The sequence below is a fragment of the Polaromonas sp. P1_G4 genome (genome assembly GCF_056405475.1).
This window is the reverse complement of the sequence record NZ_JBFUCA010000036.1, coordinates 1-15,931: the sequence shown is the minus strand read 5'-3', so window position 1 is coordinate 15,931 and position 15,931 is coordinate 1. Positions and strand designations below refer to the sequence as shown.

Annotated in this window: 14 protein-coding genes; 5 read left to right on the top strand and 9 right to left on the bottom strand. The window is 62.1% G+C overall.

What is annotated here, in order from left to right:
• Positions 1–84: 84 nt before the first annotated feature.
• Genes AC1D1X_RS03440 through AC1D1X_RS03425 form a run of 4 tightly spaced genes read right to left on the bottom strand, consistent with a single transcriptional unit; the run spans position 85 to position 4,620 of the window.
• The gene (locus AC1D1X_RS03440; protein ID WP_477670572.1) at positions 85–1,218 is read right to left on the bottom strand and encodes an iron-containing alcohol dehydrogenase; all 1,134 of its coding nucleotides are present in this window, start codon (positions 1,216–1,218) and stop codon (positions 85–87) included.
• Positions 1,215–1,736, bottom strand: coding sequence for an N-acetyltransferase family protein (locus AC1D1X_RS03435; RefSeq protein ID WP_477670573.1), 522 nt, complete (start codon positions 1,734–1,736; stop codon positions 1,215–1,217). Before AC1D1X_RS03435 ends, AC1D1X_RS03440 begins: the two co-directional genes overlap by 4 nt.
• The gene (locus AC1D1X_RS03430) at positions 1,723–3,108 is read right to left on the bottom strand and encodes a glutamine synthetase family protein (protein WP_477697830.1); all 1,386 of its coding nucleotides are present in this window, start codon (positions 3,106–3,108) and stop codon (positions 1,723–1,725) included. The genes AC1D1X_RS03435 and AC1D1X_RS03430 overlap by 14 nt, the downstream gene beginning before the upstream one ends.
• Positions 3,109–3,129: 21 nt before the next feature.
• Positions 3,130–4,620: an amino acid permease gene (locus AC1D1X_RS03425; RefSeq protein ID WP_477670575.1), complete on the bottom strand. Its 1,491-nt coding sequence runs from the start codon at positions 4,618–4,620 to the stop codon at positions 3,130–3,132.
• A gap of 190 nt (positions 4,621–4,810) precedes the next feature.
• Here AC1D1X_RS03425 and AC1D1X_RS03420 point away from each other — a divergent pair, with 190 nt between their 5' ends.
• On the top strand, positions 4,811–5,767 hold the full coding sequence (locus AC1D1X_RS03420) for a helix-turn-helix domain-containing protein (RefSeq protein ID WP_477697829.1): 957 nt from the start codon (positions 4,811–4,813) through the stop codon (positions 5,765–5,767).
• A 112-nt stretch (positions 5,768–5,879) separates the two neighbouring features.
• On the opposite strand, the gene AC1D1X_RS03415 is transcribed toward AC1D1X_RS03420, so the two are convergent.
• The 5 genes from AC1D1X_RS03415 to AC1D1X_RS03395 form a co-directional block, all read right to left on the bottom strand.
• Positions 5,880–7,013 (bottom strand): 2-aminoethylphosphonate--pyruvate transaminase, encoded by a 1,134-nt coding sequence (locus AC1D1X_RS03415; RefSeq protein WP_477670577.1) that lies wholly within the window; start codon positions 7,011–7,013, stop codon positions 5,880–5,882.
• Positions 7,014–7,045: 32 nt separating this feature from the next.
• Complete coding sequence (locus AC1D1X_RS03410) at positions 7,046–7,558, bottom strand: DinB family protein (RefSeq protein WP_477670578.1); 513 nt, start codon at positions 7,556–7,558, stop codon at positions 7,046–7,048.
• 7 nt (positions 7,559–7,565) lie between these two features.
• Entirely contained in the window at positions 7,566–9,281 is a 1,716-nt protein-coding gene (locus AC1D1X_RS03405) for a putative 2-aminoethylphosphonate ABC transporter permease subunit (RefSeq protein WP_477670579.1), read from the bottom strand.
• Positions 9,281–10,333, bottom strand: coding sequence for a putative 2-aminoethylphosphonate ABC transporter ATP-binding protein (locus AC1D1X_RS03400; RefSeq protein WP_477670580.1), 1,053 nt, complete (start codon positions 10,331–10,333; stop codon positions 9,281–9,283). Before AC1D1X_RS03400 ends, AC1D1X_RS03405 begins: the two co-directional genes overlap by 1 nt.
• Before the next feature lie 136 nt (positions 10,334–10,469).
• On the bottom strand, positions 10,470–11,528 hold the full coding sequence (locus AC1D1X_RS03395; protein ID WP_477670581.1) for a putative 2-aminoethylphosphonate ABC transporter substrate-binding protein: 1,059 nt from the start codon (positions 11,526–11,528) through the stop codon (positions 10,470–10,472).
• A 189-nt stretch (positions 11,529–11,717) separates the two neighbouring features.
• Here AC1D1X_RS03395 and AC1D1X_RS03390 point away from each other — a divergent pair, with 189 nt between their 5' ends.
• The 4 genes from AC1D1X_RS03390 to AC1D1X_RS03375 form a co-directional block, all read left to right on the top strand.
• A complete protein-coding gene (locus AC1D1X_RS03390; protein WP_457282058.1) occupies positions 11,718–12,524 on the top strand; it encodes a phosphonate utilization associated transcriptional regulator in 807 nt (268 codons plus the stop codon).
• The gene (gene phnA / locus AC1D1X_RS03385) at positions 12,511–13,749 is read left to right on the top strand and encodes a phosphonoacetate hydrolase (RefSeq protein ID WP_477697828.1); all 1,239 of its coding nucleotides are present in this window, start codon (positions 12,511–12,513) and stop codon (positions 13,747–13,749) included. Before AC1D1X_RS03390 ends, phnA begins: the two co-directional genes overlap by 14 nt.
• 98 nt (positions 13,750–13,847) lie before the next feature.
• Complete coding sequence (phnY, locus tag AC1D1X_RS03380) at positions 13,848–15,269, top strand: phosphonoacetaldehyde dehydrogenase (RefSeq protein ID WP_477670747.1); 1,422 nt, start codon at positions 13,848–13,850, stop codon at positions 15,267–15,269.
• A 131-nt stretch (positions 15,270–15,400) separates the two neighbouring features.
• Positions 15,401–15,931, top strand: a 531-nt coding sequence (locus AC1D1X_RS03375) for a phosphonate degradation HD-domain oxygenase (RefSeq protein WP_477697827.1), incomplete at its 3' end; no start/stop codon positions are given.

Sequence of the window (15,931 nt, the reverse complement as noted above, 5' to 3'; positions counted from 1 at the left end):
GCCGGGCCGCAGGCGCAGCGGCCCCCTCGGGGGGCAGCGCATTACACGAAGTCGAAGACGCAGTGAAAAGCGTGGGGGCCACATTCATAAGGCGGCCTCGAACAATCGCTGGAAGTCCTCAGCCTTGCAGGGCCGTGGATTCGTCTGGTGGCAGATGTCGGCCGTGGCGATCTCGACCAGGCGCGGCAGGTGTTCGCGCTTGACGCCGTGGGCCGACAGCGGGCCGGTGATGCCCACGCTCTCCTTGAGCTGCTTGAGCCAGGCTACAAAAGCCTTGCCACCGCCGGCCACGCCGCATACGTGGGCCAGCTCGTCAAATTTGGCGGGCGCCGATTCGTAGTTCCACGCCAGCACGGTGTCGATCATCAGCGCATTGGCCAGGCCGTGGTGCAGGTCGCAGACAGCGCCCAGCGCGTGGGCACATGAATGCACGGCGCCCAGGTCTTTCTGGAAGGCGATGGCGCCCATCATGGAGGCCATCATCATGTCGCTGCGCGCCTGCAGATTCGACGGTTCCTTGACAGCCTTGAGCAGTGCGTGGGCTGCGATGCGCGTGCCTTCGAGTGCAATGCCGTCGCACAGCGGGTGATAGGCCGGTGAGAGGTAACTCTCGATGTTGTGCGTGAGCGCGTCCATGCCGGTGGCGGCCGTCACATGCGGTGGCAGGCCGAGCGTGAGTTCGGGGTCGGCAAACACCACTTTCGCCAGAATTTTTGGGCTGAACACCACGCGCTTGAGGTGCGTGTCGTTTTCGCTGACGACGCTGGAACGGCCGACTTCGGAGCCGGTACCCGAGGTGGTGGGCAGGGCCACGAAGTACGGCAGCTCATTGACGATGGGCCGTACCTGCGGATGGTCCCAGACGTATTCAAGGATGTCGCCCTCATGCGTGGCGGCGATGCCGACCACCTTGGCCACGTCCAGCGCCGCGCCGCCGCCGAAACCAATCACGCAGTCGGCCTTGTGGGCCTTGTAGGCTGCGGCACCGTCCATGACCTGGCTGCAGGTCGGGTTGCCGAAGACGCCCGAGAACACGGCCACGTCCAGGCCGGCCAGGTGGGTCCTGAATTCGGCCAGCACGGGCAAGGCGCCCAGCGCCTTGTCGGTCACGATGAGCGGGCGTTTGCAGCCCGCTTCTTTCAGGGTGTCGGCGACGAGCTTGCGCGCGCCTGCGCCGAACTTGATGGTGGTGGGGAAGGAAAAACCGGTGATGCTCATAGTGGTGCGACCTGGAAGTACATGTGTTGTTTGCCGTAAGAGACATTGTTGACCCGAATCGCGTCGGGCTCTATGCCGAAGGATTTAAACCCRCATTTCTCGTAGAGCGCCGTCGCCTCGCGGTTGCCGGCGGTGACCGTCAGCACCACGAGCTCCACGCCGCCGGCGCGGGCCTCGTCCAGCACCTTGCCGACCAGCGCCCGGCCTATGCCATGCCCCTGGTATTCGGGCGCGACGTACATCGCGACCAGCGTGGCCTTGTGACGGTTCTTCAGCCGCGTCTCGCGGTTCAGCCCCACCACGCCGGCCATCGCACCGTCCACAAAGGCGGCCCACATGACGGTGTCGCCGGCGGGTGAAAGGCGCTTTTCGGTGTCGGCCGGCACGCGCAGGTTTTCTTCCTCAAAGCTGGAGGTGAAGGCATCCGCGTGCTCGCGCAGGCCGCGCAGGCGGAATTCGCGGTAAATGGCGGCGTCGGGCACGGTCAGCCTGCGGATCAGGAGGTCAGATGATTTCAAAATAGCGTTTCATTTCCCAGTCGGTGACGGCGTCCAGCCATTGGCGCCATTCCCACTCGCGCGTTGCCGCGAAGTGATCCACGAAAGTATCGCCCAGCCAGTCGCGCGCGATGTCCGATTTCTGGAAAATACGTGTGGTTTCGATCAAGGTGCGCGGTGCGCGGGCAMTGTGTTCGGCTCCCTGGTTGGTGCCGGTGATCGGCGCGCCCAGCTTGAGGCCTTTTTCGACGCCGTCCAGTCCCGCAGCGATGACGGCCGCCATCGCCAGGTAGGGGTTCACGTCGGCGCCGGGGCAACGGGTTTCCAGCCGGGTGGCTTTGGCGCTGCCCGCGATCACGCGGAAACTTGCAGTGCGGTTGTCCATGCCCCAGGTCGGCTTCACAGGCGCCCAGAAGCCGTCGACCAGGCGCTTGTAGCTGTTGATGGTGGGCCAGATCATGGGACCGAACTCCATCATGCAGGCGACCTGGCCGGCAACATAGCTCTCGAACAGCTTGCTCATCTTGCGTGGGTGCTTTGCGTCGAAGAACAGGTTGGTCTTGCCGTCCGACAAACTCTGGTGGATGTGGCCGCTGCAGCCCGGCAGCTGCTGATGGGGCTTGGYCATGAAGCTGGGCATGATGCCAAAACGCGAGCCGATCTCTTTGGCGCCGGTCTTGAACAGGATGGCGCGGTCGGCCTGCTCCAGTGCCTCGCTGAAGCCAATGGCTACTTCATACACGCCCGGCCCGGTTTCGGTGTGCAGGCCTTCGATGGGGATGCCGAAGGCCAGCATCTCGTCCATGATGGCGTTGAAGAAATCCTGGTTCTCGTTCATGCGCAGCAGCGAATAGCCGAACATGCCGGGCGTGAGTTTTTCGGCCCCCACGCCGTTTTTCGCGGCCCAGCTGTGCGGCGTTTCCAGGAAGTTGAACCACTCGAACTCCATACCGGTCATGGGCATGAAGCCCATTTTTTCGGCGCGCTTGAGCACGCGCTTGAGCGTCTGGCGTGGGCAGACGGCGTGCGGCGTGCCGTCGGCATTCACGAATTCACCCAGCACAAAGGGCACGTTGTTGTCCCAGGGCACGTGACGTGTGGTGGCCAGGTCCAGCCGTGCCAGCGCATCCGGAAAGCCGTGCTGCCACCCTGTCACCGAGGTATTGTCGTAGCAGTTGTCCATCATGTCCCAGCCCAGCACCACGTCGCAAAATCCAAAACCGCCCGCCGGGTAGGGCTCGGCCGCGCCGAAGAACTTGTCCTTGTGCAGGTACTTGCCGCGCAGCACACCGTCGATGTCGCTGACGGCAACCTTCATCTTGTTGGCGCCCGACTTGCGCAGCATCTCCAGGGCTGGATGGGGGGCGGAGGATTTGGTGGCTTTTTTGGGCATGGTCGTGGGCACCTTTTGGTTTTAGGGGTGGGCGCTTGCCCGGCCTTTTTCGGCCAGGCCAATCGCAAATTCTTCTTCCGGCGAGAGGATCAGCCGGTGCCGGCCCATCACCGCGAAGTAACTGACGCCGATGGCAAACCACAGCGCCACCCACAGCACGCCCACGCGGTAGATCGGGTCGCTGAGCTGGAAGTAGATGGTGACCAGGGCGATGAGCAGGGTCAGCACCGCGCCCGTGACACCCAGGGGGCTGCGGTAGGGACGCTCCATATGCGGCAGCTTGCTGCGGAGCCGAATGAACGACAGCGCCTGCATGACGTAAGAGAACATGGCGCCGAACACCGCCATGTTGAGCAAGGTGCCGCCGATGACGGCCGAGCCTTTGTCAACGCCCAGCGAAAACCACAGCACAAACATGACCACCAGCGCCACCACCGAGCCGACGATCATGGCGATGTGCGGAGTCTTGCGGCTGCCGTGCGTGACGGACAGTGCCGAAGGAAAGTACCCGGCGCGGCTTAGCGAATAGATCTGCCGGCCCTTGGCAAAGATGATGGTGTGAAAACTCGCCACCAGGCCCAGCACGGCCACCAGCGCCAGTATCTTGGCGATGCCGTTGCCGTAAATTGCCTTGAAGCCGTCGAGCAGCGGCTCACCCGAGGTGCTCAGCGCGTGCGAGCCTATGCCTGCGACCGAGGGGTTGAGCCAGAGGATCATGAAGGCCGAGAGGATGAGCGTGAAGATGCCGGCAATGATGCCGCGCGGCATGTCACGGCGCGGGTCCACCGACTCTTCAGCCGCCAGCGGTAGCTGCTCGATTGCCAGGAACAGCCACACCGCAAATGGCAGCGACGCCAGCACGCCGGCGAAGCCCAGCGGCAGGAAGGGACCGCGGCCCTCGGGCAGCACGGCGCCGCCGGCGCCGACATTCATGGCCCAGCGTGCGAAGTCGATCTTGGGAAAGGCGCTGATCCAGAACGCCACCAGGCAGGCCAGCGCCAGCAGCGTGACGGCCAGTGTGATCTTGAACGACAGCTCGACGCCGATGATGTTCAGCCCGATGAAGACGATGTAAAAACCGATCCACCACAAAGGCTGCCAGGCCGGTGGTGTGCCGAAGATGCTGCCCATGTAGCTGCCGATGAAGAACACGATGACGGCCGGCGTCAGCACGTATTCCACGTTTTCGGCCAGCCCGGTTAGAAAGCCACCCCAGGGCCCCATGGCGGTGCGCGCAAAGGAATAGGCGCCACCGGTATGGGGCAGCGCAGGCGACATTTCGGCCAGCGAAAAGGTCAGGCCAAGATACATCACGGAGATGATGATGGTGGCCAGCAACATGCTGCCCCAGCCGTTGGCCAGACCCAGGTTCCAGCCGGCGAAGTGGCCGGAGATCACGGCGCCAACGCCGAGTGCCCAGAGCGACCAGACACCGGCATAGCGGCGCAGCCCCCTCTTTTCAAAATAGCTGCCGTCGACTTTCGCGTATTGCACGCTGGAACGTTCTGACATGGTGGCTCCCTTATAGGTTGCAAGGTTGAGGGCCCGGTGGGGCTGTCTTGCATCGTAGGGCGAGCGTAGGTGCGCTGAAATCCCATTTCGGCAAGTAACGCAGCGAGAGTGAGCTTAAAGAGACGGCGAGTAAGTCGAAGTGTTTCAAAGCGTTGCTTGCACACGGCACGAATCCTGCAAGAATGCGGCCATGGTCCACACGCCTGACACTCTCCCGCCRGCCCTGCTGTCCCGCGCGTCGTTCRCCGACGCAGACGAGCAGGCGGCGGCACTCACGGGCTGGAACCAGAGCTACCTCCAGCTGTCTCGCGGTGCGTTCGGTGGGGAAGTGCGCCAGCTGGAATTCGCGGGCCTTCGCCTCTTTGTGGAAAGCCTGCGGGAGTCGGTGTACCAGACCGGACGGATACGCGATGGTGCCCTGGCCTTGGGGCTGCCGCTTCAGGTCGAAGGCCCCAGCGTTTTTTGCGGCGCGCCCAGCGACGCTGGTGCATTGCATGTGTTTTCGGGGGCGTCGGGTTTTGAGTTCCGCTCTTCCCGGCGTCATGTGATGCTGGGGCTGGAGCTCGATGAGGCGGCCTGGCGCCGCTGCAGCCGACATGACCCGGCACTGCAAGCCCGGCTGGGTGCGCAGGCCGGCTTGCGCAGGCTGGACGCTGCGGCACAGGCCAGTCTCCGGCAATGCCTCACGGGTGTGATGGATACCGTGGAGGCTGCCCCGGCGCTGCTGCAGTCTGCATCCGTCCAGGCGGCGATGCTTGACACCGTGATGGAGCAACTCGGCCGCGTACTTGCGCCGGTGGATACCGTGGATTCGGCCGGCACCCATGCGCACTGGACGCTGACGCGGCGCGCCCGCGAGCTGGTGCATACGCAGCTCGATCAACCGCCTACGGTCCTGGCCCTGTGTGAACAGCTCGGCGTGAGCCGCCGAACCTTGCAAAACGGTTTTCAAACGGCGCTGGGCATCAGCCCATTGGCTTACCTGCGCGCCGTGCGTTTGAACGCGGCCAGGCAGGCATTGAAGACCGCTACGTCCGTGACGGCGGCTGCAACGCACCTTGGGTTTTGGCATTTTGGTCATTTCGCGCACGACTATCAGCAAATGTTTGGCGAGTTGCCTTCCGAGGCGTTTCGCCGAAGTCACTAGGCCCCCACGGTCGCTCACTTCGTGTAGCTCCCTGCCCCCCGAGGGGACGCCCGCCTGTGGCCCGGCAAAGCCGGTTCCACGGCTCATGCTTGTAAAGAGACGTTCTCAGGGCCTACGCTCCGTGCGCGTGGGTTGCCGGTGCGGCGGAGCTGATGCCCATGTCCTGCAGGGCACCCGCCACAGCCAGCACGGCCTGTTCGATCTCATTCGGGCCGATCGCACCGATGCAGCCCACCCGGAAAGTTTCTACCTGCGTGAGCTTGCCCGGGTATAGGACAAAACCGCGATCTCGTGCGGCGGCATAGAACTTCTTGAATTCGTAGCGGCTGTCGCCTGGCGCGTGGAAGGTCACGATGATGGGCGCCTGGATGGCCGGGTCCAGGAAGGGTTTGAAACCGAGCCTTGCCATGCCGGTGACCAGGGTGGTGTAGTTGGCGGTATAGCGCGCCAGGCGCGCTGGCTGGCCGCCTTCTTCCTCAAACTGGGCAATGGCTTCGGCCAGCGCCACCACCACATGGGTGGGAGGCGTGAAGCGCCACTGCGTGGTTTTTTCCATGTAGGCGTACTGGTCGTGCAGGTCCATGGCCAGCGACTGGCTGCGGCCGGCACAGCCGTCCAGCACGGCCTTGCGGATGAAGACAAAACCCATGCCGGGCACGCCTTCGAGGCATTTTCCGCTGGCCGCCACCAGTGCGTCGAAATGCACCTTGCGCGCGTCGATGTCTATTGCGGCGAAGGAACTCATGGCGTCCACCAGCAGGCCCTTGCCGTGGGTTTTGCAGACGTCGGCCACTTCCTTCAGCGGGTTGAGCACGCCCGCGCCTGTCTCGCAGTGGATCAGCATGACGTGGGTGATGCTGGTGTCGGCTTCCAGCATGGCGTCCAGTGCGGCGGGAGAGACCTGTGCCGCTTCGTCGAAGGGCATGATGGTGCAGCGCCGTCCCATCAGCGTGGTGAGCCTTGCCGCGCGTTTGCAGTAGGCGCCGTTGTCCATCACCAGCACGTGGCCGTCGCGCGGCACTACGGTGGCCACTGCCGCTTCCACGCTGAAAGTACCGCTTCCCTGAAGCGGAACGACGACGTGCGAATCCTGCCCATGGATGACGGCCAGCAGGCTTTTGCGCACACTCGCCGTGACAGCGTTGAAATCGCTGTCCCAGGAGCCCCAGTCTTTCAGCATCGCGAGCTTGGTGCGCAGGGTGGTGGTCAGTGGCCCGGGGGTGAGGAGGATTTTGTCTCTGTCCATTTGTGATGCCTGTGGTCTTCGTTGCGGGCGATTCAATTCAGTCGGGCCGGGTATCCCTGCAGGAATATGGGCAGGTCCATGCCTGGGGGGCGCGCCGGAACCTGGTAGATCATGTCGGCCACGTAGCCCCGGTGGTAGGTCTTGTGGTTGACAACGTGCAGCAGCATGTCTCCCCGTGTCATGGCACTCGCGTCGCCATCGATGAACGTGAAATGCACGATTTCGTCGAGTGCCTCGACGCTCAGGGTGTCCGCGTATTCGATGTACCAGGTGTCGATTTTCCCCTGAGCTGCGCACAGCTCTTCCAGTGTGGGAGTAGCCTCTGTGTTGCGGGAGCTGAAGCCATGCGGCCGCCCCTGCAGGTGCGCCTGCCAGATGAGATCCACCACATAGGCGTGGTTCAGCGTACGAAGCATGTTGCCAAAACCTGTCGCGCGCGGTGCCAGGAGTTCAGCTGCAGGAAGTTGCTTTAATGCGCCGAACAGGCGGTCGTTGGCCCACGCGTTGTAACGTGTGAGCATGCGGATGTTGCGCTGGGCTGTCATGAAGCGCCTAGCGCGAGCTGGTTCGCCATGCCTGCGTACGGCGGTTGACCCACCAGGCCAGCGCCATGAAAAGCAGGGTTGCAATCGTTGATGCCATACCGATCAGGACGGCCATGGCTGCGGCGGCGCCCATTTCGCCGGCTTCATCCAGGTTCAGGATGGCGATCGACGCAACTTTGGTTTCGGGCGAATAGAGAAACACCACGGCAGAGATGGTGGTCATGGCGTTGATGAAGAAGTAGCGCGCGATGTCGACCAGCGCCGGCGTGCAGATGGGCAGGGTGACGCGCCAGAAGGTCTTGAAGAAGGGTACCTTGAGCGAGGCGCTCACGGCTTCAAATTCGCCATCAAGGCTCTTGAGTGCGGTTACGGCCGTCAGGTGGCCGGTGGTGTAGAAGTGCACGATGGTGCACAGCGTAAGCAGGGTCAGCGTGTGGTACAGGCCGTTCAGCGGATTGCCGGGCGCATTGAAAAAGAAGATGTAGCCCAGTCCCAGCACCAGGCCGGGCACGGCCATGGGCAACATGGCCAGCATGCGCACAAAGCCGCGCAGGCCGTCCATGCCTTTGGTTTTTTCGAGCAGGTAGGCGCTGCAAAACACCAGAGCGGTGCCGAAGAAGGCCGTGCCCGCCGCCATCTTCAGGCTGTTGAGAAACCCGACACCGACTTCCGCGTCGATCAGGCCCATGGTGTAGTGGCGCAGGCTGGGCTTCAGGTTGTAGGGCCAGAAGCTGGCGAAGGATGCGAACACGGCCATGCCCAGCATGGCCAGCACCAGGAAGGCAATGGCACAGCAATACAGCGTCATGACCCGGTCGTAGCCGCGCGAAGGCGTGGGCCGGTAGGGCACGGCACGCGCCGTCAGCATCGCGGTCTGGCGTTTGCTGACGTAGCTGTCTACCGCGAATGTCAGGACGGCGGGCGCCAGCAGCAAGATGGCGACCACTGCGCCTTTGGCGAAATCCTGCTGGCCGATCACCAGCTTGAAGACGTCGGTGGCCAGCACATTGAAGTTGCCGCCTATCACCTTGGGAATGCCGAAGTCCGTCATGACCAGCGTGAAGGTGACGAGCGCCGCGGAAATAAGGCCATATTTGGCACCGGGCAGCGTGATGGTGAAGAACTTGCGCCTGGCGCTGGTGCCCATGGCATTGGCTGCCTCGTACAGCCGGGCGTCGGACAGGCTGAGCGCGGTGACCAGAATCATCAGCGCATGCGGAAACACCGCAAAACATTCGGCCACCACAATGCCGGGCGCACCATAAATCTGGTCAATGCCGATACCCTGCATCCAGCCCTTGAGCACCCCCTGATTGCCAAACCAGTAAATCAGCGAAATGGCTGACAGCAGGGAAGGTGCCAGCAGGGGAACCAGCGTGATCCCGCGAAACAGCGCCTTGTATTGCATGCACGAACGGGTCAGCGCATAGGAAAAACCAAACGCCAGGGGTACCGCAATCAGGGTGACGGCGCTCGACACCCAGAGACTGTTCCACAGGCTTTCGAGCAGTGCCGGAGTCTTGGCGTACTCGATGAAGTTGTCAAGCCAGATGAAATCCCCTGCCTTGTCCTGCACGGCCTGCTGCAGGATGGCCAGCAACGGGGCTGCCAGAAACGCTATCAAAATAATAGCTGCCAGCGCAAGGGCAGCATAGGCCAGGTGGTCAATCCAGTGCACACGCTGCCGCACCAGGGGCAAAGCAGGAGGTGTATAGACGGGCATCAGAACACCTTGATGCGCTCTGGCAGCAATTTGAGGGGAAGGGACGAGCCGACCTGCAAGGACTGCTCCGACAGGAAATTGAGTGAGAGGTAAACCGTGAGCTTGTGGCTGCCCAGTGCAGGAGAGGTCACGTGAACGTGGCAGAAGGAGCCGAGGAATTCGATCTTTTCGATGGTGGCGTCGAACACGTGGGCGTCATCCGCTGCAATGGGCCGGGCAAGCACATCTTCAGGGCGCAGGTAAACCTTGACCTCGCGGTCGGCTCCGTCGCAAGGCAGGCACAAGGTGCCGAACCTCATCTGGCCGCCGTTAACATGCGCCGGCATGACGTTGACCTTGCCGACAAAGTCCGCCACAAAGGGCGAAGCCGGCTCGCGGTAAATCTCCATCGGTGTTCCCACCTGTTCGATMAGGCCGTGATTCATTACCACGATGCGGTCGGCCACGCTCAAGGCTTCTTCCTGGTCGTGCGTCACCATGATGGTGGTCACGCCCAGTTTTTGCTGCAACGCGCGGATTTCCTGGCGCAGGCGTACGCGCTCCAGTGCATCGAGTGCCGATAGCGGCTCATCGAGCAGCAGCAAGCCCGGCGAGGTGGCCAGCGCGCGTGCCAGCGCGATGCGCTGCTGCTGGCCGCCCGAGAGCTGGCTGGGGTACTTGGCTTCACTGCCCGGCAGGCCCACCAGCTTGACCAGCTCGCTCACGCGTTGGGCGGCCTCGGCCTTGGGCGTCTTGCGATTGACGAGGCCATAGGCCACGTTGTCAGCCACGCTCAGATTGGGAAACAGCGCATAACTCTGAAACACGATGCCGTAGTCGCGCAGCGCGGGCGGCAATCGCGAGATGTCTCGCCCGCCCTGGTGTACTTCACCCGAGGTCTGCACCTCCAGCCCGGCAATGATGCGCAACAACGTCGTCTTGCCGCAACCCGAAGGGCCCAGAAAACACACGAACTCGCCCTTGCGGATGTCCAGGTTGATGTCTTGCAGCGCGGTGAAGGCGCCGAACTCCTTGCGGATATGACGCAGGCTCAGAAAAGTGTCGTTGTTCATTCGTGGGTCATACGTGTATTACCTGAACGGTCGCGCCAGCGCAAAGGGCAAGCAGCGGCGTGGAACCGGCTCCGCCGGGCCACAGCGGCTGTCCCCCTGAGGGGGAGACGGCGGCCAAAAGGCCGCCGACAGGGGGCTACTTCTTCTCTGTTTTGGAGTTATAGCGCTTCGTCCACTCATTCAAAATGCGCTCGCGGTTGTCTGCTGCCCAGCTGAAATCCATCTTGACGAGGCGGGCCTCATAGTCTTTTGGCACATTGGCCAGCGGCGGCGCCAGTCCGGGCTGCGCGGTGATCGCGAAGTTCTTGCCGTACAGCATCATGGCATCCTTGCTCGAAGCCCAGTCAGCCAGTTTCTTGGCGGCGTCCAGTTTCTTGGTGCCTTTGTGGATGGCAAAGGCTTCCAGGTCCCAGCCCAGGCCTTCCTTGGGGAACACCAGGTCGATAGGCGCACCCTTGGCCTTGTTGGTGTTGCCGCGGTATTCAAACGAAATGCCCGCCAGAAACTCTCCGGCGGCCGCCATGTTGCAAGGCTTGGAGCCTGAGTGGGTGTACTGTGCGATGTTTTCGTGCAGCGCATCCATGTATTTCCAGCCACCACCCTTGCCGTCCTTGTCACCAAAGAGCGTGAGCCAGGCGGTCACGTCGAAGTAGCCAGTGCCGCTGGAGGCGGGGTTGGGCATGACGATCTGGCCCTTGTAAATGGGCTTGGTCAGGTCCTGCCAGGTCTCCGGGGTAGGAATGTTTTTCTTCTTGGCTTCGACGGTGTTGAAGCACACGGTGGCACCCCACACGTCCATGCCGAACCAGGCGGGGACTTTTTTCTTGTCACGGTACTGGCTCATGATGCCGTCAAGGTTGATCGGCGCGTAGGGTTCGAGCATGCCCTGCTTGTCGAGCAGGGCCAGGCTGGAGGCAGCCACACCCATGATGGTGTCGGCCTGGGGATTGGACTTTTCGGCGAGCAGCTTGGCGGTGATCACACCGGTCGAGTCGCGGACCCATTTGATTTCGATATCGGGGTAGACCTTGTTGAAGCCCTCTTGATAGGCCTTGATCTGGTCGGTTTCCAGCGCGGTGTAGACCAGCAACTGGGTTTTCTGGGCGAATGCGCCGGTGGCGGCGGTGAGCAGGCCAAAAAAGCCGATAAGAGCGATCGCCTTTGGCAGGGATTTGAGATGGGTAGCCAGCTGCATAAAAAGTCCTTTGTGGAAAACCTGCAATGTTGTGACCTGTTCGTGTCGGGGCAGTGACACTGCGATGACCAACCTGTGTTCAGGTCATATCAACCCAGCTCAATATTTATTTAACGCTGCCCCTTTTATCTTGTCAATTGTTTTTTGCAGATTGTTGACAATCCTGTGTTTTGTGCTTCAATGCAGGGCATGAATGCCGTGTTTCATCCCACTATCGCGCTGTTGCAGACCAGTTCCCTCACCACGGTGGTGCAGCAGGAAATCGAGCGTGCCATTCTTGTTGGCGAATACGAACCGGGCAGCAAACTCATTGAAGCGGCGCTGGCTGAAAAAATGGGCGTCTCCCGCGGGCCGGTGCGTGAAGCCTTCCGAATGCTGGAGGAAGCTGGCCTGGTGCGCAACGAAAAAAATCGCGGCGTCTTCGTGCGTGACATTCCCATCGAGGAGGCCGTCGAGATTTTCGATCTGCGCGCCGCGATGGACGAACTCGTCGGCCGCCAGCTTGCCAGGAACATCACGCCGGCCCAACTCAAGGAAATCCGGGGCCTCGTCGACTCGATGGAAAAGGCCGTCAAGGCAGAAGACGCCTACAACTACCACCTGCTTAACCTGAAATTCCACGACCGGCTGGTGGAAATGGCAGGCAACAGCAAACTCACGGCCATCTATCGCAAGCTCATCAAGGAGCTGTCGCTGTTCCGGCGCCTGAACCTGGCCGACGGCTGGCTCATGCCGATCTCGGCCAACGAACACCGGCAGATCGTCAAGGCCATCGCCTCCGGTGACGCGGACGTCGCAGGCCGGGCCATGTATGACCACGTGATCGAGAGCAAAGAGCGCACGATTGAAAACGACCTGCGGCGACAGGCGCGCCTGCAGGCCAGCCCCGCTGCCCGTGCGGCACAGGCCAGGGCGTCGCATCTGGTCGATGACGACATCGCAAAAGGCCCAGAGAAAAACATGGACAAGGGAAGGCTCCAACGTGGCAGTCGCTGATAAAAAGACCGAAGTGAAAGTCAATGGCCGGGCGTACYGGTTGCCGACCCAGCCCGTTGTGGTGGTGTGCGTGGACGGCTGCGAGCCTGATTACCTGGCGCAGGCCGTGGCCACCGGCCACATGCCGTGGCTCAAGCGCACCCTGGCGCTGGGTTCGGGCCTGACAGGGGATTGCGTGGTGCCCAGCTTTACCAACCCCAACAACCTTTCCATCGTGACGGGCGCACCGCCCAGCGTGCACGGCATCTGTGGCAACTACCTGTTCGATACTGCCACCGACACCGAGGTCATGATGAATGACCCGAAGTGGCTGCGTGCGCCCACCCTGCTGGCGGCCCTTGCGGACGCGGGCAAGTCCCTGGCGGTGATTACAGCCAAAGACAAGTTGCGCAAGCTGCTGGGCCACAAGATGAAAGGGATCTGCTTTTCGTCCGAGAAGGCCGACCAGGTCACGCTGGAAGAAAACGGCATTGAAGACGTGCTGGGCCTGGTGGGCCAGCCGCTACCCAGCGTCTACAGCGCGGACCTGTCGGAGTTCGTGTTTGCCGCCGGCGTGAAGATCATGCAGAAATACAAGCCCGATGTGATGTACCTGTCGACCACCGACTACGTGCAGCACAAGCACGCGCCCGGCACCGACGGCGCCAATTCCTTCTACCGCATGATGGACGGCTATATGCAGCAGCTCGAAGACCTCGGGTGCGTCATTGTGCTGACTGCTGACCATGGCATGAATGCCAAGGTGGCCATGGACGGGACGCCCGACGTGATTTACCTGCAGGACTGGTTTGACAGCTGGCTGGGCGCGGGCGTTGCGCGTGTGATTCTTCCGATCACCGACCCCTATGTGGTGCATCACGGCGCGCTGGGATCCTTCGCCACGATCTACCTGCCCGAGGGCACAAACATCGAGGCCGCCCGCAAACGGCTGGCGGCGCTCAAGGGCATGGAGCTGGTACTTTCGCGTGAACAGGCCGCCGAGCGCTTCGAACTCCCGGCCGACCGGATCGGCGACATTGTGGCGGTATCCGAACGTTTCACCGTGATCGGCACATCGGTCTCACGCCACGATCTCTCTGCGCTCGAAGTTCCGCTGCGCTCGCACGGCGGCATGAGCGAGCAGCGTGTCCCGCTGATCGTGAACCGGGACTTGCCGGGCCTGAACCGCAACCGGCGTTTTCGCAATTTCGATGCCTTCGACCTGGCGCTCAATTACGCCCAATAGATATCCGGCAACAACCGCAAGAAACATGTCCGCAAATACCTCGTCCTGAAAGCCGCAGAGTGATTGACCAGTACATCCGCGACCACCAGCTCAATGCCATGCGACTGGCTGGCCGCAAGGTTGGCGCCGGCCGGACCGGTGACCGCGCGATCGAGGTGTTCGATCCGTACACGACCAAGCTGCTGGGGAGCGTGCCCAAGGCCACGCTTGAGGAAGTCCGTGAAACCTTCGCCAGGGCGCACGCCTGCAAGCCCCAGCTGAGCCGTTATGAACGAGCAGCCATCCTCAACCGTGCGGCGGCCATCGTCCAGTCGCGGTTGATGGAGGTCGCGAATCTCATCACGGCGGAGGCAGGGCTGTGCCTGAAGGACTCCATCTACGAAGCAGGCCGTGTCAGTGACGTGTTGCTCTTCGGTGCAACCGAGGTGCTCAAGGACGACGGCCAGATCTTCAGCTGCGACCTCACGCCGCATGGAAAGAAGCGCCGCGTCTACACGCACCGCTCCCCGCTCCTGGGCGTGATCACCGCCATCACGCCTTTCAACCACCCGATGAACCAAGTGGCGCACAAGGTGGTGCCCAGCATTGCGACCAACAACCGTATGGTGCTCAAGCCGTCCGAGAAAGTGCCTTTCTCTGCCCTCCTGTTCGCCGATATCCTTTATGAGGCGGGTTTGCCGCCCGAAATGCTCAGCGTGATAACGGGCGACCCGCGTGAGATTGCGGACGAATTGATCACCAACCCATTGGTTGACCTGGTGACATTTACGGGTGGCGTGGCCATCGGAAAGTACATTGCCGGCAAGGCCGGTTACCGGCGTGTGGTGCTGGAGCTGGGCGGCAACGACCCCATCATCGTGATGGAGGATGCCGATCTCAACGAGGCCTCCACGCTGGCCGTGCAGGGTTCCTATAAAAATTCAGGCCAGCGCTGCACGGCCATCAAGCGGCTCATGGTGCATGAGGCGGTGGCCGGCGAATTTGTGGAGCAGGTGCTGGCCAAGACCCTGGCCTGGAAATACGGCGACCCGGCCGACAAGGCCAACGACATGGGCACGGTGATTGATGAGCCGGCAGCCATGCTGTTTGAGTCACGTGTGAATGAAGCGGTGGCGCAGGGCGCGAAATTATTGGCGGGCAACCACAGGCGCGGCGCGCTTTACTCCCCCACCTTGATCGATCATGTGTCGCCGCAGATGACGGTAGCGCGCGAGGAGACTTTCGGGCCCGTCTCCCCGGTGATCCGCTTCAAAAACATTGACGAAGCCATCCAGATTTCGAACGGCACGGCCTACGGTCTTTCAAGCGCCGTCTGCACCAATCGCCTGGACTACATCAACCGGTTTGTCAGCGAGCTGCATGTCGGCACCGTCAATGTGCGCGAGGTGCCAGGCTATCGCCTGGAGCTCACGCCCTTCGGCGGCATCAAGGACTCGGGCTTGGGCTATAAAGAGGGCGTGCAGGAAGCGATTAAAAGCTTCACCAATCTAAAAACCTATTCGCTCCCATGGAGCTCATGATTCACCCCCGAAGCGCCTTCGGCGCCTCCCCCTTCCAGGGGGCGCAGCCTGCGGCCCGGCGAAGCCGGTTCCACGGCGGCCGCTGGCTTAAGTAGCCTTCTTCTTCAATGCGTACTGTGTAAGGAATTCACGTGCTGAACTTTGACGACATCGAACAACTCTTCAAAGAGCGCGGCGGCGAGCAATACAGCGGCGAACCCGTGACGCAACTCCAGCACGCGTTACAGACTGCGGCGCTCGGCGAAGCCGAAGGCGCGAGCGATGCGCTGGTGACCGCGGCACTGTTGCATGACCTGGGGCACTTGTTGCACGACCTGGGTGAGACACCGTCGCTGCGTGGTGTGGATGACGTTCACCAGTACCGAGCACTGCCTTTTTTGCGGGGTCTTTTCCCCGACGAGGTGCTGGACGCCATCAAGCTGCATGTGGATGCCAAGCGCTATCTGTGCGCGGCGCGGCGTGGTTACCATTCCAGCCTTTCAGCGGATTCCAAACGCAGCCTGCAGCTGCAGGGCGGCATCTTTTCAGCTGAAGAAGCGGCGCGCTTCATCGCGCAGCCCGGTGCCGGGGATGCGGTGAAGCTGCGCCTCTGGGACGATCTCGCGAAAGATGCGCACAAGGCCACGCCGCCACTGGCGCACTACCTGGCACGGGCCAGGCGC